At 70.4% G+C, this 17,187-nt stretch carries 14 protein-coding genes and 1 pseudogene; 3 read left to right on the forward strand and 12 right to left on the reverse strand.

Annotated features, from left to right (window positions below):
• The first annotated feature begins 59 nt into the window (after positions 1-59).
• Positions 60-857, forward strand: a complete 798-nt coding sequence (locus ACFY9E_RS13935; RefSeq protein WP_390982767.1) for a nitrilase-related carbon-nitrogen hydrolase — start codon at positions 60-62, stop codon at positions 855-857.
• Between the two features lie 37 nt (positions 858-894).
• Here the strand turns inward: ACFY9E_RS13935 and ACFY9E_RS13940 are convergent, their stop codons facing one another.
• Positions 895-1,386 (reverse strand): LURP-one-related family protein, encoded by a 492-nt coding sequence (locus ACFY9E_RS13940; protein ID WP_390982769.1) that lies wholly within the window; start codon positions 1,384-1,386, stop codon positions 895-897.
• 243 nt (positions 1,387-1,629) lie between these two features.
• On the opposite strand from ACFY9E_RS13940, the gene ACFY9E_RS13945 reads away from it, so the two are divergent.
• Positions 1,630-2,007, forward strand: coding sequence for an HIT domain-containing protein (locus ACFY9E_RS13945; protein WP_390982771.1), 378 nt, complete (start codon positions 1,630-1,632; stop codon positions 2,005-2,007).
• 26 nt (positions 2,008-2,033) lie between these two features.
• Here the strand turns inward: ACFY9E_RS13945 and ACFY9E_RS13950 are convergent, their stop codons facing one another.
• The 7 genes from ACFY9E_RS13950 to ACFY9E_RS13980 all read right to left on the reverse strand — a co-directional run bounded on the left by ACFY9E_RS13950 (position 2,034) and on the right by ACFY9E_RS13980 (position 10,689).
• Positions 2,034-2,453, reverse strand: coding sequence for a hypothetical protein (locus ACFY9E_RS13950; protein ID WP_390982774.1), 420 nt, complete (start codon positions 2,451-2,453; stop codon positions 2,034-2,036).
• Positions 2,450-3,886, reverse strand: a complete 1,437-nt coding sequence (locus ACFY9E_RS13955; protein WP_390982777.1) for a hypothetical protein — start codon at positions 3,884-3,886, stop codon at positions 2,450-2,452. Before ACFY9E_RS13955 ends, ACFY9E_RS13950 begins: the two co-directional genes overlap by 4 nt.
• A gap of 16 nt (positions 3,887-3,902) precedes the next feature.
• Positions 3,903-5,108 (reverse strand): OmpA family protein, encoded by a 1,206-nt coding sequence (locus tag ACFY9E_RS13960; RefSeq protein WP_390982780.1) that lies wholly within the window; start codon positions 5,106-5,108, stop codon positions 3,903-3,905.
• Positions 5,109-5,218: 110 nt separating this feature from the next.
• On the reverse strand, positions 5,219-6,121 hold the full coding sequence (locus ACFY9E_RS13965) for a hypothetical protein (protein WP_390982783.1): 903 nt from the start codon (positions 6,119-6,121) through the stop codon (positions 5,219-5,221).
• Positions 6,122-6,213: 92 nt separating this feature from the next.
• Positions 6,214-8,511 carry a hypothetical protein gene (locus ACFY9E_RS13970; RefSeq protein WP_390982786.1) on the reverse strand — a complete coding sequence of 766 codons (2,298 nt, stop codon included), beginning with the start codon at positions 8,509-8,511 and terminating at the stop codon, positions 6,214-6,216.
• On the reverse strand, positions 8,508-9,131 hold the full coding sequence (locus tag ACFY9E_RS13975; protein ID WP_390982789.1) for a TIR domain-containing protein: 624 nt from the start codon (positions 9,129-9,131) through the stop codon (positions 8,508-8,510). Before ACFY9E_RS13975 ends, ACFY9E_RS13970 begins: the two co-directional genes overlap by 4 nt.
• A gap of 265 nt (positions 9,132-9,396) precedes the next feature.
• Positions 9,397-10,689, reverse strand: coding sequence for a helix-turn-helix domain-containing protein (locus ACFY9E_RS13980; protein ID WP_390982792.1), 1,293 nt, complete (start codon positions 10,687-10,689; stop codon positions 9,397-9,399).
• Between the two features lie 156 nt (positions 10,690-10,845).
• On the opposite strand from ACFY9E_RS13980, the pseudogene ACFY9E_RS13985 reads away from it, so the two are divergent.
• Positions 10,846-12,668 (forward strand): annotated as a pseudogene (locus ACFY9E_RS13985) (NHL domain-containing thioredoxin family protein).
• Between the two features lie 12 nt (positions 12,669-12,680).
• Here the strand turns inward: ACFY9E_RS13985 and ACFY9E_RS13990 are convergent.
• From ACFY9E_RS13990 to ACFY9E_RS14005, 4 genes are all read right to left on the reverse strand, one after another.
• The gene (locus tag ACFY9E_RS13990; RefSeq protein ID WP_031137490.1) at positions 12,681-12,935 is read right to left on the reverse strand and encodes a DUF6458 family protein; all 255 of its coding nucleotides are present in this window, start codon (positions 12,933-12,935) and stop codon (positions 12,681-12,683) included.
• 87 nt (positions 12,936-13,022) lie between these two features.
• Positions 13,023-14,321: a M18 family aminopeptidase gene (locus tag ACFY9E_RS13995; protein WP_390982796.1), complete on the reverse strand. Its 1,299-nt coding sequence runs from the start codon at positions 14,319-14,321 to the stop codon at positions 13,023-13,025.
• A 75-nt stretch (positions 14,322-14,396) separates the two neighbouring features.
• A complete protein-coding gene (locus ACFY9E_RS14000) occupies positions 14,397-16,223 on the reverse strand; it encodes an acyl-CoA dehydrogenase C-terminal domain-containing protein (protein WP_390982799.1) in 1,827 nt (608 codons plus the stop codon).
• A 134-nt stretch (positions 16,224-16,357) separates the two neighbouring features.
• Positions 16,358-17,176 (reverse strand): intradiol ring-cleavage dioxygenase, encoded by an 819-nt coding sequence (locus ACFY9E_RS14005; RefSeq protein ID WP_390982802.1) that lies wholly within the window; start codon positions 17,174-17,176, stop codon positions 16,358-16,360.
• Between the last annotated feature and the right edge of the window lie 11 nt (positions 17,177-17,187).

Below are 17,187 nucleotides of genomic sequence, written 5' to 3' on the forward strand. Positions count from 1 at the left end.
GCTTTCGTGTGACGATCGTAGGCCCGTGTGGACGACTCGAATGCCAGGACGGTGGTAGTGTGCGCGCCTCTGTGATCCAGATCGCCGTAAACGAGGACGAATCGGTCGAAGCGCGTCGGCGGCGGGCGGTCACGATGGTCCGCGAGCAGGCCGGAGCCGATCTCGTCGTCCTGCCGGAGCTGTGGACCACGGGTGCCTTCGCCTACGAGGAGTTCGGGCGTGAGGCCGAGCCGCTCGAAGGGCCGACGTACGAGGCGATGGCGAAGGCCGCGAGCGACGCGGGCGTGTGGCTGCACGCGGGGTCGATCCCCGAGCGGGATCCCGACGGCCCCCTGTACAACACCTCCCTCGTCTTCTCCCCCTCCGGCGATCTGGCCGCCGTCTACCGCAAGATCCACCGCTTCGGCTTCGACAAGGGCGAGGCCGTGCTGATGGGCGCGGGCACGGAGCTGGTGACGGTGCGTCTGCCCGCCACGACCCTGGGCCTGTCGACCTGCTACGACCTGCGCTTCCCCGAACTCTTCCGCGGTCTCGTGGACGCCGGTGCCGAGACGCTCGTGGTGTCGGCGGGCTGGCCGGAGCGCCGCCGGTCCCACTGGACGCTGCTGGCCCAGGCGCGGGCCGTGGAGAACCAGTCGTTCGTCATCGCCTGCGCGACGGCCGGGACGCACGCCGGGGTTCCCCAGGCCGGTCACTCGATCGTGGTCGACCCGTGGGGCGAGGTGCTGGCCCGGGCCGGCGCCGGCGAGGAGGTCCTCACGGTGGAGTTCGACCCGGGGAAGGTCGCGACGACCCGGGAGCAGTTCCCGGCGCTGAAGGACCGGATGCTGGGCCTCCAGCCTCCCCGCCGCCCCTGAAGGACGGACCCGGCCCTGGGACGGGCTCTCCGGCGGCTCAGCCCTCCCGCTCCTTCTCCGCCAGGTGGATCACACACACGGCCACGGCGATCAGCAGCGCGGGATCCGCGTCCTCGCGGACGACGTCCACGCCGTAGGTGTCCCGCACGGTCAGCCACCGCCGGGAGATCACCGCCAGCAGCTCCCCGTCGTACTCGACGGCGAACTCCCGGTCGAGGATCTTCCCGCTGACGTCGAGTTCGTTGCCGTCGGCCAGGGACACCCGGTAGTGGTTGCGCAGCAGGGACAGCCGCTTCCTGCGGATCGTCGCCAGCGGCTCCCCGCTCCGCTGGAGCACCATCGTGTCCCGCAGGGCGAGCATCTTCTGGTGGATGTCGACGAGGACGCGGCCCTGGGCGTCCTTCAGCTCCCAGGTGTCCCGCAGCCGCAGCGCCTTGCCGTCGACGAGGAACACCTTGCTGCCGTGGTCGTCCTCGATCCAGTAGTCGTCACCGAAGCCGAGGAGCCGGTCGTACACGAGGAATCTCATGAGACCAGGGCTTCCCCGCCACCGGCCCGGAAACGCAACGGCTAGGCCGAAGGGCCGAGGCGTGTCCGGCAGGGCCCGGCCTCGAGCCCGGATCGTTCACGGCGACCGTACGGTGACGGTGAGCAGCCGCCACATCCGCACCCTGGAGAGACCATGCACCCGGCCGCAGAAGACCGCGATCTTCCCGAGGAGCCAGCCACTGGCGGCCCACCCGCCGGGGTCACGTGCCCGTTCTGCCGCATCGTGCGCGGGCTCGCACCTGCCCGGGTGCTGCGCGACTGGTCGGATGCGCTGGCGATCCTGCCCCATGGCGGGGGCGTCACGTCGGGGCATGTGCTGGTGCTGCCCAAGACGCACGTCCCGGACGTGGCGGCGGACCCGCTGGTGTCCGCGGCGACGATGCGGCGCGTCGCGGAACTCGCGGCCGAGGCGGGCGACTGCAACGTCATCACGTCGCGGGGCGCCGCCGCCACGCAGACCGTGCCTCACATGCACGTCCACTTGGTGCCGCGGCGCCATGGCGACGGCCTCCTGCTGCCCTGGACGCCGCCGGTCGCGAGCGGGAGCCGACGGCCGGGCCGGGACAGGTGGCCCTGGTCGTCCCGCACGGCCGGTCGGTGAACCGGCTTCCGGCGGCCCGGCATGTGTCAGCCCAGAAAAACGAGCAGCAAACTGTTGGCGACGGCCAGCACGCCGTAGCAGAACAGCATCGGCCGGGACAGCAGCACGGCGGACCATGACACAGGGCCCCCGTAGCGCTCGGCATCCATGGTGAACGGGGGCGGCAGGTCGCCCCCGTCGCTGACGACCCTCTCGTAGAGGGCGCGGAAAAGGCGCTCCTGCCTGAGGTAGTAGCCGTCCAGCAGCCAAAAGCCGACGGCTAGGGCCAAAGCCACGGGGACCGTTTCGCAACCCCGACTCCGGTCCGCGACCGCGACGAACACGCCGCTCAGCGTGATGCACCAGCCCTTGATCAAGAATGAGTTGTTGCCGAGCCGGGCTATCACGCTCTGGAGCATCTCCAGGTGCTTGAGGCGCTGTTCGTCGAGGCCTGGGCCACCCGTCATGCGGCGGGTGCCTTGTCCGGCCCGGACGGCGTGCTGGGCGGCTCTTGCTCCGCACGCCGGGTTCCGGGTGGCTCGTCTTCCGGTGCCGCAGCGACGGGAGGGGCGATGTCCGGCAGTGAGAACTGTGTGTTGAGCTCCCCGACGGTGTCCTCCAGCCAGTTCTCCAGCAGACTCGGGGCGTACCGTTCCAGCAGACCGTCGCTGTGCTCCAGTATTTCCAGGCGCAGACGTGGCAGGGTGGTTCTGCTGTCATTCCCGGCCGGGTCCGAGTCCCCGGCACTCGGCCATGCGTAGCCGCGCAACGGCAGCCTCAGGGTGCCTGCGACGCCGCTGTCGGACCGCTCCTCGACGATCAGAACGCAGGCGTCGTCCACGGTGCGATGCGCGTCGGCCTCCGTCTGCTCCAGGGCGGAGCGCAGCCGGTGCCAGGAGGTGCTGTGCGAGACGAGCCGCTGCCTCGCCTCGGACACGAGTCGGTTCGCGTCTTCCTCGGCGTCGGACACCGTGTCCGTCGCCGACCTGTCGGCCTCGGCGCAGGGGTTGTGCGCCAGGACGGCCGTCGCCGAGGTGGCGAGGCCGAGCGCGACGATGAGGAAGACGGCCATCACCGTGCCGGCCGTGTCAAAGGCCAGCGGGTTGCTCTGGTCCGTGCGCGTGTAGGCGGTCGTGGCGAGCAGGCCGAGCAGCAGCAGGTTGGCGAGAACCGGAAGGACCGGAGCGGACCAGGGCAGGTCATCCGGCCGCCGGGTCTCGGTGCGGGGGCCGTCCAGCCGCAGCGCGTGCCGCAGGGCGGGCCACGGCGCACGTCGTACCCGTTCGGTCCGGTGACCGGCGCGAACTCGCAGCCGGAATAGCGATCTCGCCAGCCAGCAACTCAGTGCGAACTGGAGTGCGGACACCCCCAGGGCGACCAGGAAGGCGAAGCCGTAGACCACGTTCTGCCACAGGCCGCCCGGGCCGACGCTCAGGGCCTGTGCCGTGGCCTGGCCGACGAAGGGCAGGTCGAACAAGGCGCTCAGCCCCAGCATCACCCACTGAAGCCACGACCAGGGCCGTGGGCTGCGGCGCAGCCCCTCTGGCCCGTCGGAGGTGTGCCGCACCCGCACAGCACCGACCCGGTTCCGGGCCTCTCCAGCCGACCGGCCGACCGCGTAACGCTCCACGGCGTCGATCGCGGTCAGCGCAGACTGGAACGTCTCGACCAAGGCGGTCCCCAGGTCCCCGAGTTGCCTTTGCGCCTTGGCCAGTCCGGAGTTGGCCTGGGCGAAGGCCCGCATCAGCACGGCCTGTTCCCGGTTCTCCACTGGGTCGGCCGACCGCCCGGCGGGCCGGGGCCCGTCCGGGCTGACGAGGGGAAGGAACGACTTGGGGCAGGGTATCGGCGCCTCGCGGGCGCCCCCATGCGGCGAACCGTTGCTGCTGTTCACTTTCATGGCGGTCTGTCTCGCCTCACTTCCGGATGATCTCGACGTCCACGCGACGGTCACACTGCAACCGCTGCGCCCGGGTCATGTCGGTGACGGCCTTCTCCTTGGGGCAGCCTGGCGACCGGCCGCGGCCGTGTGCCGTCACACGGGAAGCGGGCACCCCGTGGTCGACGAGGACCTCCCGCACCGAGTCGGCACGGTCCTGGGACAGCTCACGGTCGTTGCCACTGCCGCCGCGCGGGTCGACGTAGCCGTTGACTACGACCCGGTCGAGGGAGGGAGTGGTGCGTGCCGTCGCGGCGACGTCGGCGAGCGTGGGGACAGCCGCCGGCCGCAGCCGCGGCGAGTCCGTGTCGAACAGGGCGGCTCCCGGCAACGTGATCGTCCGTGACCGGCTGTCCCCGTAGCCCACCGTCGGCTCGTCGGGGGAACCCGGCCCAGCCGGGGCGGGTGACTCCGCCATGACGGAGGCGTCCTCAGCGTCGCAGGTGCCGCCGGCCCGCCCGCACAGCGTGGTCCACAGCTTGCGCAGCCAGGCTCGTTGGGCCGTATCGGCGGAGGGCTGGCCACCTGCGGAGTGCCCCAGGCCGACGAATGTGACCTTCACCCCTGACAGATGGGGGAGCTCGCTGAACTCCCCCTGTGCGTCACATACCGAGACGATGGATTTCAAGTCCTGCGGTGAGCCGAACCGTGCCCCCCGCAGGTCGGCGCAGCCTGCGGTGGACAGTCCGTCGCTGAGCACGAGCAGTCGTCGTTCGCCCTTGGCGCCGCTGAGCATCTCGGCTCCCGCCGCCAGAGCGGCGAGGACATCGGTGCCCCCGTCGACGGGCCGGGTCCGCTGGGCCGTGGCGAGGTCGTCTCGGAGACAGCCGTTCGCGGCCTGGCGGTTCAGCTCCTGGTTACGCGGGTTTTCGTTGCTCTCCTTCCAGTCGCCTGGCCGCTCCTGCACCGTCCACACGACGTCTCCCGCGGGCCCGCCGAAGGTACCGATGGAGACGGTCTCCCCCTGTTCGTCCTCCTTGCCGAGCAGTTCGTCTACCGTCCGCCCGTAGTCGGGACCTCGGGCCCCGGCCTTCTTGACGTGCACGGACGCCGAGCCGTCGACGAGGACGACGGTGCTCCCGGCTTCCGCAGTGGGCGCCTGGGTCTTCGTCCAGGCGCATCCGGCTCTTTCATCGTCCTCGTCGCAGCCGGTGAGCACGGTGGTGGCCGTCAGGATGCCCACCACCGCGACGGCGGCGATAAGCCTCCGACCACGGCGGTCTGGTGCCGGCGGCCGGGTGGGCAGGCCGGTGGAACCGTGGTGTCGCCCCTGCCGGGCAGCACGTGCGGCGCTCACAGCGCCGACCCGTCGGGCGCGATGGCGTCCTCGATCCAAGAGGACTCGCTGAGCCCCATTTCCCGGCGGAATGCGCTGATCGCCTTGTCGTAGGCATCGGCGAATTCGAACAACCCGGCCTCCTGATGAGCGCCGCGCGCTCCCTCGAGCGTGGTGATCAGCGCGTCGACGCTCGTACGACGCTGCCTGCGCAGTCCCTCCATCACCTTGCGGAAGTCCTGGTCGGCCAGTGTGGCCGCGAACGGGACCAGCAGACGCCTCTGGTGGGCGTCGAGTTCGCCGATCAGCTCCAGTTCGCTGATCACCTTCAGCCACGCCTCAGTGAGCTCCCGCGCCCGCTCCGCCTTGATCAGTTCCAGGCGCTGCGTCTCCCGGAGCGTCAGCTCGTGCAGGCGGTGCGGCAGTACGTGATCGCGCAGGGCGGGGTCGACCCGGACCCGGACCGAGGGCGTGCACCGGATGAGTCCCTCGGTGTCGTCGAAGCACCAGTTGCCGTCGACCGACAGCTTCTCGTTGATCGCGCGCTCCGCGGCGACCGGGTCGGCCGGGTCGCAGTCGCGGGCGGCCGACCAGCCCACCCGCAGCAGTTCCTCGCGTGCGGTCGCCTCGTGGTGTACGACGCGCTCCCTCAGCGTCTCCCGGGACATCGCCGAGCTGTTCCACTGGAACGTCGGGAACACCTCGTAGGAGAAGACGTCGTCCCGTGCCGCCATGGAGAGCGGTGTCTCCGGGGGCAGGGACTGCACGAAAACCTTCCTGCGGTGGGGCTGGGGAGCGGTCTCGTCCCCCTCGTCGAAGCCGGTCTCCGGCTCCTCCTTGAAGGTGTCGTCGTACCGATTCCGTCGCCAGGTGCGCCACGCCTCGCGCAGCGTGGCGAACAGGCCTTTGCGCCGTGCCATGTCGATCCTCCTGTAAAACTGTCTGTTTTCGGGTGCCGTGTGCCGGGTCGAGTGGTGCGGCTGGGAGAAGGCGGGACGTGGTACGCCTGGGGTCAACGGCCGCCCAGGGCACGCAGCAGCCGGGCCACCAACCGGGCGTCCGGCAGCTGGCGCGTCCACCGGCGCAAGTGGAAGAGCGCACGGCGGTCCTCGGGCAGCCAGATCCGGAGTGCGAACTTCTCCAAGAACAGCGTCAGTTCCTCGTCGTCGTCTGCTGCCACCAGCCAGTCGCGCAGCAGTTGCCATGCCTGTCCCGAGTGGGCCGGATCGATCAGCGCGCGCTGCCACAGCAGCATGAGGGTCTCCTCGCGCCCGACAGCCTCCATCGCCTGGTGCGCGAGCGTCGGACGAGACGGCAGCTCGGGTCCGGCGGCCAGGGGACCAAGGACCAGCAGAGTGCGGACCGCGTGGCGCGGCAGATGACCGTCATCCGAACGGATCCATCGGCCGAGGGCCTCGCCGACGGGCTCCGCCCCGCCTTCGGCGAGGAACAGCGTCGCGGTCGAGTAGGCGACGGACGCGTAGGGGTCGAGCGCGGGCCTTCCGGCCAGGTCTTGCAGGGCCCGCAGGGTGCCCGGCACGTCTTGGGCGCCCACCTGCGTCCCGTAAACCCGCGCGGCGCTGTCCTGGAGTTGCGGACGGGGGCTGCCGGCCCAATCCCGTACCTGACGGCCGACCTGGGCTGTGAGCTGGGGATCATTGGCCGCCATCGCCACCGACAGCGCCGTGGCGGCGTATCGGCGGTCCCGCACGGAAGGGCTGCGCGCCCAGTCCTTCACCACGTCTCGGTAGACGCCGTCGAAATCGTGCCGGAGCAGCTGGCCGACAATCATGGCGGCCCGGGAACCGACCCGTTCCAGACGGTCGTCGGCCAGGGCCCGCAGCCAGGCCACCAGCGGGTCGCGGAGCCAGCCGAATCCGTGCCAGATCACCTCGACGACCGCCGGCATCAGCTCCGGGTCCGTGAGCCGGGCACGGCGGGGGTTGTCGGACAAGTGGGCGCCGGGGTCGGCTGCGATGCCCATGCCCGGCGCGACCAGCCGGTCCAGGTCCAGCTCGAAGACGGGCCGCGCGGGTGCCGACTCGCGGTACTCGGCGCGCAGCATCTCGGCGCTCAGCCGCGTGCCCATCCGCAGGACGTCGGACAGCGGCAGGTCGTGTCCGAGGACGTAGGAGATCCGCACGGCCTGGTGGTGAGTCTCGGCCTCCCAGGCGGACGGTTCTCCTTCGGCACTGTGCGGCTCCGACAGTTTCAGAAACCTCCTGGCAAGACTCCGTAAGTCCTCGTGAGGGGTGTCGAGAAGGATGTCCAGGGCGTCCTCGGGACCGTGCAGACACCCGGCGATGTTCCGGGCGAAGGACGTGACCCAGTCGACCGTGCGGGCGGCGTCGAGCTTGCCGCCGACCCGCGGGTCGTCCAGCACCTCGTCCGCGAACCGGCGTACCCGAGCACGGTCGCAGCGGTCGCGCTCCGTACATCGGGCGCGATGCGCTTCGAGCGCGGAGCGAAGGTGGGCGTCCAGCACCGGCCTGAGCTCCGGGCGTTGGTGCCGAAGGGCGTACGGGGCCGGGAGATCGTCGCCGGTCCGGGTGTCCTCGACGACCAGGACGACGTACGCCCCGTGTTCGCGGGCGAGCAGGCTGAGCGCCTTGAGCGTGCTCTGGCCGGGGCGCCGGGTGCCCAGACCGACCAAGACGCCGTCCCCGTGCTTCAGGCAGCGCCGGGCCTGCGCGACCAGGGCTTGCAGCAGGTCGGTGTCCGCACTGTGTAGGACGGCGACCCGGTCGCTGCCGCATCGGTCGGCCAGCAGGAATGTGCCGGTGCCTTCGCGTCCGCTGCCCGCCGGTCCGACCAGGGCGACGAGGTGGTGGTCCCGCAGCGTTTCGACCATCCGCTTCTGTTGGGGGACCGGGTGGTGCAGTTGATGCTGCCGTGCCGTCTCCGCGGTTTCGAGGCGTATGCGCTGTACTTCGATGCCCTTGGCCGTACCGACGTTCAGGGTGTAGGCGTTGCCACCGAAGGACATGGCGTTGTTGAACGCCTCATTGAAGGCGGCGGAGGACACGGTCTCGGCACGGTACCGGTCCTCCGCGTCGCGTCCCTGCGGCCTGGACGGCCGCAGGGACTCGCCCTCGTCCGGCGGCCGGTCGGGCGACTCGCCGGCCTCTTCGTCCTGCCGTCCTTCACCGTCCGGGCCGGTACCGGTCCGCTCGCCGGAGTCCACGTCCGAGGCGGCGCCGTCCGGCGCGGAAGGCTCTTCGTGCTCGGCGAGTGGGGCGTCCGGTCTCGTCTCGGGGGCGGGTTCGGGGCCCGGGGCGCCGGGCGTAGGGACGTCGTCAGTCGTGCTCATGAGCGTTCCTCGTCGTCTTCCTCGGGGTCGGAGTTGTACGTGTTCGCTGTGTTGCCGTTGCCGCCGAAGTTCGCCGAGCCGTGGTCAAATCGCTCGATGCGGTAGGTCGCTCCGCCGCCGTCGCCCTGGGGCCCGCGCGGCCGCCTGCGGCGCAGGTCGGGCACCGCCTTGTGGACGGCCTCGAAGAGCGGAGGGAAGTCGATGTGTTCTTGATGGGGCCGGAAGAACACACACTGATGGCTTGTCAGCTCCCGGATTTCCTCCGGGAGTTCTGAGGCATCGGGCATGTCCGCGCCGTCGACCAGGACGGGGAGGACGGTGATGTTCCAGTCGAGGGCCAAGGCGATCTCCTTGCGGACCCAGTCCTCCGGGTTGTCGATGCAGCGGCGGTTGTCGTCGTCCGTTACCGATGCCCACCGATGACCCATGACCGCGAGTAGGAGGTCGCACTTGCGCAGGGCACCCTTGATCTCGGCAGGGAAGTGGGTGCCTTTCCCGATTGACCGTTGGTCCCGGAACACCTCCTGCTCACCGAACTCGTGCCGAAGCGCGGTGTCGAGGTGCGGACCGGTCGTACCGGTGTCCGCCCGACGGAAGTTGACGAAGACACGCGGAGCCATGCTGTTCCTCGTTTCGTGAAAGGGTGCGCGCCCGGCAGGTCCGGGTGGGCTGGGCGGATACCGGGAGCCGTGTGCTCCGCGGACGGGTCGGGAAGGGCCGTCGAAGTGGTACCGGCGGGGGCTGAATTCGACATTTTCAGCCGCTGTGCGGGCGGTCAACGCGTTGCCTGTTGACACTTCCGGTGCCAACAGGACACAGGTCCCGGGGTTGCCGTCGGTGGCCGCCCGGGCGGCTGTCGCGGCCGGGCCCGGCGGTGCAGGCCTTTCAGCTGGTCCGGGCCCCGCGCAGGCTCGTGGCGATGACCGGCAGGATGTCGCGGACCGCGGGATGTTTCCGCCGGGTGGCCAGCGACGACCTGAGTTGCCGCAAGTCGGCCCGTACGGTGGCGGAGTCGGTGGTTTGCACGTCCTGGGCGACCGATCGGGCCACCGTGCAGGCCCGGTCGACCTCATCGGCGTCCGCGAGGGCCAGGGCCAGCCGGGCGCCGTGGCGGGCACGGGCTCGTAGGGCGTGCGGAGCGATGGTGTCCCGACCCGAGTCGAGCAGGGTGACGGCGGCATCGGACTCGCCGAGTTCCCGCAGGCACCAGGCCGCGACGAAGGCGGCGAGGTCGGGGAGGTGGGTACCGCCCAGGGCGGGGCCGTCGTCCGTCGACGTTCGGGCGGAGTCTACGAGTCCGGCTGCGCGGTCCAAAGCGCGCCGACACTGCGTCTCGCTGCCCATGAGCGCGTAGCCCTGGGCCTCGCGTTGTGCGGCCAGTCCCCTGGTCCGCAGGCCGCGCGCCTGCCGACCGGCCGCCTCCGCGAGGTCCACGGTGGTCTGCGCGTCGCCTTGGTAGAGAGCCAGTTCAGCCTGACGCAGCAGCGAGTACGCGGCCATCTCGTGATCGCCGCAGGAGGCGGCCAGATGGGCCGCTTGCTCGGTCCACCAGCGGGCGGCCCGGTCGTCGTCCGCCTCCTGCCACATCCAGCCCGTGTACTCGGCGAAGCGCGCGGCGAGCCGGAGCACGGCGGCGCGGCTCGCAGGCGCGGTGCTGTGGGCGAGGCCGCGTAGTGCCCCGGTGGCCGTGCTGCTCAGCGGGATCACGAGGGCAGGGCCGGAGCACTGGCCGAGTCGGCGGTATTCCTCGAAGACGGCGTGGAACACGGGGAGCGACACCTCCATCGAGGCTGCCTCCCTGCAGCCCGGTGCGACCACCCAGTGAGCCATGGCCGATGAGGCATGACCGTCGGCGAGGGCTTTGGGGTCGCAGGCCGTGAAGGTGCTCTCGCCGGCGACGGACACACTCAGCGACCACGGCACGCCGTCGCGCGAGGCGGGGCGCTCCTCCCGCGTCCGTGCCGCAGCGGGCAGCAGGGCGAGGAGTTGACCGTCCGCGCGCAGCTTGGCGTCACAGGCGCGGGCGAGTTCGATGCTGGGGTTGCGGTGGCCCCGTTCGATCTTGCTCAGGTGCGACCTCGTCGCATGGACGAGGCGTTCCATGTCTGTCAGCGACTTACCGGACTCGTTCCTTCGTCGGCGTAGTTCCTCGCCGAACGTCGGGGCCTGTGCTGACATGGTGGCTCCCCCGCCTCGTGCCAATCGTCGCTCGAGTTTGGCATACGTTTGAGCAAGATCATCTATTAAATGCAGATATGCAAAAAGAGGGGGATCATGTGTTCTATGTCTGAAATCTAAGTTCGAATGCTCTGGGTCTCTCCATGCACTGGAACCATGAGCGACCAGGAACAGCCGATGCCCCGCCGCTCCCGCGTCCGCGCCCCCGAACTGATCGGCAAGGGCGGCTGGCTGAACACGGGCGGCAGTACCCCCTTCCCGAGCTGCGGGGGCGGATTGGCATCCTGGATTTCTGGACCTTCTGCTGCATCAACTGCCTGCACGTCCTCGACGAACTGCGTGACCTGGAGGAGAGGCACCGGGACACGGTCGTCGTCATCGGGGTGCACTCGCCGAAGTTCGCGCACGAGGCCGAGCACCGGGCGGTCGTCGACGCCGTGGAGCGTTACGGGGTGGAGCACCCGGTGCTGGACGACCCCGAGCTGGTCACCTGGAAGCAGTACGCCGTGCGGGCCTGGCCGACGCTGGTGGTGATCGACCCCGAGGGGTACGTCGTCGCGCGGCACTCCGGTGAGGGGCATGTGCACGCCATCGAGCGGCTGGTCGGGGAGCTGGAGGCCGAGCACACGGCGAAGGGGACGCTGCGGCGCGGGGACGGGCCGTACGTGGCGCCGGAGCCGGAGCCGACGGTGCTGCGGTTCCCGGGGAAGGCCCTGCTGCTGCCGTCGGGGAACTTCCTGGTCAGCGACACCACCCGGCATCAGCTGGTGGAACTCGCCGGGGACGGGGAGAGCGTGGTGCGGCGGATCGGGTCCGGGGAGCGGGGGTTCGCGGACGGGGCCGGCGGCACCGTCACCTTCAACGAGCCACAGGGGCTCACCCTGCTCGACGACGGCTCGGTGGTCGTCGCCGACACCGTCAACCACGCCCTGCGGCGGCTGGACCTCGTCACCGGCGAGGTCACCACCGTCGCCGGTACGGGCCGGCAGTGGTGGCGCGGCTCACCCACCTCGGGCCCGGCCCGCGAGGTCGGCCTCTCCTCCCCCTGGGACGTCGCCTGGTGGCAGGGCCGGGTGTGGATCGCCATGGCCGGTGTTCATCAGCTGTGGGCGTACGACCCGGAGGAGGGGACGGTGGCCGTCACGGCCGGGACCACGAACGAGGGGCTGGTCGACGGGCCGGGTGCCGAGGCCTGGTTCGCGCAGCCCTCCGGCCTCGCCGCCACGCCCGAACGGCTGTGGCTCGCCGACTCGGAGACGTCGGCCCTGCGCTGGGTGGAGCCGGACGGTTCCGTGCACACCGCCGTCGGCACCGGTCTGTTCGACTTCGGCCACCGCGACGGCGCCGCCGAACAAGCCCTGCTGCAGCATCCGCTGGGCGTCACGGCCCTGCCGGACGGCTCGGTCGCGGTCAGCGACACCTACAACCACGCCCTGCGGCGCTACGACCCGGTGACCGGCGAGGTCACCACGCTGGCCACGGACCTGCGGGAACCGTCGGCCGCGGTGCTCGCCGGCGAGGACATCGTGGTCGTGGAGTCGGCCCGGCACCGGCTGACCCGGCTGCGGCTGCCGGGGGAGGTGGTGAAGGGGCCCGAGCCCGCTCACCGCACGCGGCGGGAAGCGACCGAAGTCGCCCCCGGACGCCTCCGGGTGGACGTGATCTTCCGGACCCCGGCGGGACGGAAACCCGACCTTCGCCACGGGCCCTCGACCCGTCTGCTCGTCTCCTCCACCCCGCCGGAGCTGCTGCGCGGCGGTGAGGGCGCGGGGACCGATCCGTCCCGCGCCCTCGACCTGGACCCCTCCGTGCCGGAGGGCGTGCTGCACATTTCCGCGATGGCCGCCACCTGCGACGACGATCCGTCGAACCCCTACCCCGCCTGCCATGTCCACCGGCAGGACTGGGACATACCCGTCCGCCTCACCGAAGCGGGGACGGACCGGCTGTCCCTGGTGCCGGCCGGGCCGGACGCCTGAGAGCCCCGGGCGTCAGACCCCGTATCCGTCGCTGTAGCCGTCGCGGCGGTGGTGGTGTGCCGCCGGGTCTTCGACGACCTGCGTCGTGGGGGGCACGACCACGCGCCGACGCCGGGCGATGCTGCTGAACGTGGTGACGCCGATCAGTCCGACGATCATCAGGATGATGCCGACCAGGTCGAGGTTGACCCCCTGCATGTCCCAGTCGGTCGCGAACGTGAGGATGGCTCCCACGGCGATGAGGATGATGCATCCGCCGAGGCCCATGAGTGTCGCCTCCCTGTACGGTCCGGTCGTTCCGGTCCCGAACACCGGGTACCCCCGCGGCGAACACCCATGCGGTAAGGCTCTGTTCTACCTCTCCAGGAATGCCGTCAGCGCGTTGGCGAGGAGGAACGGATCGTCGGCGCCGCACAGTTCGCGGACGCTGTGCATCGACAGGATGGCCACGCCGATGTCGACGGTCTTGATGCCGTGCCGGGCGGCGGTGATCGGGCCGATCGTGGTGCCGCAGGGCATGGAGTTGTTGGAGACGAAGGACTGGAAGGGCACGTCGGCCGCCTCGCAGGCCGCCGTGAACTCGGCGCGGCCCGAACCGTCCGTGGCGTAGCGGTTGTTGACGTTGACCTTGAGGATCGGGCCGCCGTTGACGCGCGGGTGGTGCGTCGGGTCGTGCCGCTCCGCGTAGTTGGGGTGGACGGCGTGGCCGGTGTCGGAGGACAGGCAGACGGTTCCGGCGAAGGCGCGGGCCCGGTCCTCGTAGGAGCCGCCACGGGCGAACACCGAGCGTTCCAGCACGTTGCCGAGCAGCGGTCCGTCCGCGCCGGTGTCCGACTGGGAGCCGTTCTCCTCGTGGTCGAACGCGGCCAGGACCGGGATGGAGGCCGGCTGCGACGACGACGAGGCGACGGCCGCGAGGGCCGCGGTGCCGGCGTGCACCGACAGCAGGTTGTCCATGCGCGGCCCGGCCAGGAGCTCGCGGTCACGGCCCAGGTAGGCGGGCGGTTCCACGGAGTGCGTCATCAGGTCCCAGCCGGTGACCTCGCCCGCCGGGATGCCGGCCGTCTCCTCCAGGAAGGCGATCAGGTCGCCGTCGCGGACGTCGCGGCCGAGGCCCCACACCGGCTGCATGTGCCGCTGCTTGTCGAGCTTGAGGCCGTCGGCCGTCACCGAGCGGTCCAGGTGGATGGCGAGCTGCGGGACCCGCAGCAGCGGCCGGTCGACGTTGACCAGGCGCGTCGAGCCGTCGCGCAGGGTCAGCCGGCCCGCGAGGCCCAGATCGCGGTCCAGCCAGGAGTTCAGCAGCGGTCCGCCGTAGATCTCCACGGCCACCTGGCGCCAGCCGTGCGCCCCGCTGTCGGGGAGCGGCTTGACGCGCAGATTGGGGGAGTCGGTGTGGGCGCCGACGATCCGGAACGGTGTGTGGGGTGCGGCGCCCTCCGGCACGTACCAGGCGACGATCGCGCCGCCGCGCAGCACGTACTTGCCGCCGCTCGTCCCGTCCCACGCGTCCGTCTCGGCGACCTGCCTGAAGCCCGCCTTCTCCAGCCGTTCGGCGGCGGTGGCCACGGCGTGGTACGGCGTCGGGCTCGCCGCCAGGAAGGTCATGAGGTCGTCGGTGTGGCCGCGGTCGAAGCGGGCTGGTTCGGTCATGGGTTCACCTTAACGACGGACGAGGGCCCGCTCCCCTGGGAAGGGAACAGGCCCTCGTGCGGAGGACGTGAGGGCCTAGAACGCGGCCTCGTCCAGCTCCATCAGGTCCAGCTCGACGCCCTCGGCGACCTTGCGGGCCAGGGTGACGCCCGGCAGGACGTTGGCGGCGAAGAACTTCGCGGCGGCGATCTTGCCGGTGTAGAAGGCCTTGTCCTTGGCGGAGGCGGTCTCCAGCTTCTCGGCGGCGATCGCGGCGCCCTTGAGCAGCAGGTAGCCGACGACGACGTCACCGGAGGCCATCAGCAGGCGGGTGGTGTTGAGCCCGACCTTGTAGATGTTCTTGACGTCCTGCTCGGTGGCCGCGAGGTCGGTCAGCATCAGGCCGACGATGGCCTCCAGCTCGACGGCGGCCTTGGCGAGGTGCTCGCGGGCACCGGCCAGCTCCTCGCCGCCCGTGCCGAGGGCGAGGAACTTCTTGATGTCCTCGGCGAGGGAGTTCAGCGCGGCGCCCTGGTTGCGGACGATCTTCCGGAAGAAGAAGTCCTGGCCCTGGATCGCCGTGGTGCCCTCGTAGAGGGTGTCGATCTTGGAGTCCCGGATGTACTGCTCGATCGGGTACTCCTGCAGGAAGCCGGAGCCGCCGAAGGTCTGCAGCGACTGGGCGAGCTGCTCGTAGCCCTTCTCGGAGCCGTAGCCCTTGACGATCGGCAGGAGCAGGTCGTTGAGCGCGTGATCGGCGGAGGCGTCCTCGCCGGCGGCCTCCTTGATCTGGATCGCGTCCTGGATCGAGGCGGTGTACATCACCAGGGCGCGCATGCCCTCCGCGTACGCCTTCTGCGTCATGAGGGCGCGGCGCACGTCGGGGTGGTGGGTGATGGTGACCTTGGGCGCGGTCTTGTCCATGAAGTTCGCGAGGTCGGGACCCTGGACGCGCTCCTTGGCGTACTCCAGCGCGTTCAGGTAGCCCGTGGACAGCGTGGAGATCGCCTTCGTGCCGACCATCATGCGGGCGAACTCGATGATGCGGAACATCTGGCGGATGCCGTCGTGCTTGTCGCCGATCAGCCAGCCCTTGGCGGGGTGCTGGTCGCCGAAGGTCATCTCGCACGTGTTGGAGGCCTTCAGGCCCATCTTGTGCTCGACGTTGGTGGCGTAGACGCCGTTGCGCTCGCCCAGCTCGCCGGTCTCGAAGTCGAAGAGGTACTTCGGGACGAGGAAGAGGGACAGGCCCTTGGTGCCGGGGCCGGCGCCCTCGGGGCGGGCCAGCACGTAGTGGAGGATGTTCTCCGACATGTCGTGCTCACCGGACGTGATGAAGCGCTTCACGCCCTCGATGTGCCAGGAGCCGTCCTCCTGCTGCACGGCCTTGGTGCGGCCGGCGCCCACGTCGGAGCCCGCGTCGGGCTCGGTGAGGACCATCGTGGAGCCCCACTGCTTCTCCACGGCGACCTTGGCTATGTGCTTCTGGACCTCGTTGCCCTCCTCGAAGAGGATGCCGGCGAAGGCGGGGCCCGAGGAGTACATCCACACGGCCGGGTTGGCGCCCAGGATGAGCTCGGCGTAGGCCCAGATGAGGGAGCGGGGCGAGGTGGTGCCGCCGATCTCCTCGGGCAGGCCGAGACGCCAGTACTCGGAGTCCATGAAGGCCTGGTAGCTCTTCTTGAAGGAGGCCGGGACCGGCGCCGTGTTGGTCTCCGGGTCGAAGACCGGCGGGTTGCGGTCGGCGTCGATGAAGGACTCGGCCAGCTCGTTCTCCGAGAGGCGGGTCATCTCCTCCAGGATGCTCTTCGCGGTCTCGACGTCCGTCTCCTCGAACGGGCCGGTGCCGTACACCTTGTCGCGCCCGAGTACTTCGAAGAGGTTGAACTCGATGTCGCGGAGATTCGACTTGTAGTGCCCCATGGCGACGGCTCCCGGCTCCCTAGAGAGATCGGCGAGGCACTGGCTCCTCGCGCTAGTTCACGTACCAACAAGTAGCTACGATGATGCTACCCGCCAGTAATAAGACGCAACCCCATCCGGTCATCTGTGACAGGTCACACCGGAACGGTCAAGACCGCGGTGTAGCCGTCCGCCGTGCTGCCCGTCACCCTCGCCAGCTGCCGCTCGTGGCCGTCGCCGAAGACGCCGTCGTCCTCCAGGGCCAGGCTGCTCAGGTTCCGCACGCTGGCGCCGTAGCCGTCCGTGGCGTACACGGCATCGCAGACGTCCTTCGGGAAGGCGAGCTGCGAGGTGTTGGTGATCGACGTGGCGGCGGTGGCGTCGGCCAGGCTGCCGTAGACCTCGAAGTGAACGTGCGGCCAGCGGCCCGGGTAGCAGCCGGGGAAGATGCTCGTGAACGTGACCTGTCCCTTCTCGTCCGTCTCCTGGACGCCCCGCAGGTAGTTCTCCTCGGTGACGCCCTCGGAGTACAGGGAGTAGGCGCCGTCCCGGTCGCAGTGCCAGAGGTAGACGGCGGCGCCCTCCTTCGGCGTCCCGCAGCGGGAGGCCGCGTCCACCACGGTGAAGGTGATCGTCAGGGGAACGCCCTCGGCCGTGCCGCCCGCGGAGTCGCCGAAGCTGCTGGTGATGTCGCCGCGGACGACCCCGCTCTCCTTCAGGACGTTCACGCCGTTCGAGCCGTCGCCGGGGAAGGGCCCGGCCGTCTCCTCGGGGATCTCCGCGCACCCGGCGGAGGCGGAGGAAGGGGAGGAGGAGGGGGACGCCGTGGTCTTCTCCGGCGTGGTGCAGCCCGCCAGCGGGACCAGGCTCACGCCCGCCATCAGCCGGATCATCCGGCGGCGGGCGAGGACGGGCAGATCGTAGGAAAGGCCTCTGTCGTGTTCGTGCGGGCCCTCGTCATGGCGTCCGTTCATGGATCGACGCT

The organism is Streptomyces sp. NPDC012466 (genome assembly GCF_042955215.1).
In the GTDB taxonomy this organism is placed as follows: Bacteria; Actinomycetota; Actinomycetes; order Streptomycetales; family Streptomycetaceae; genus Streptomyces.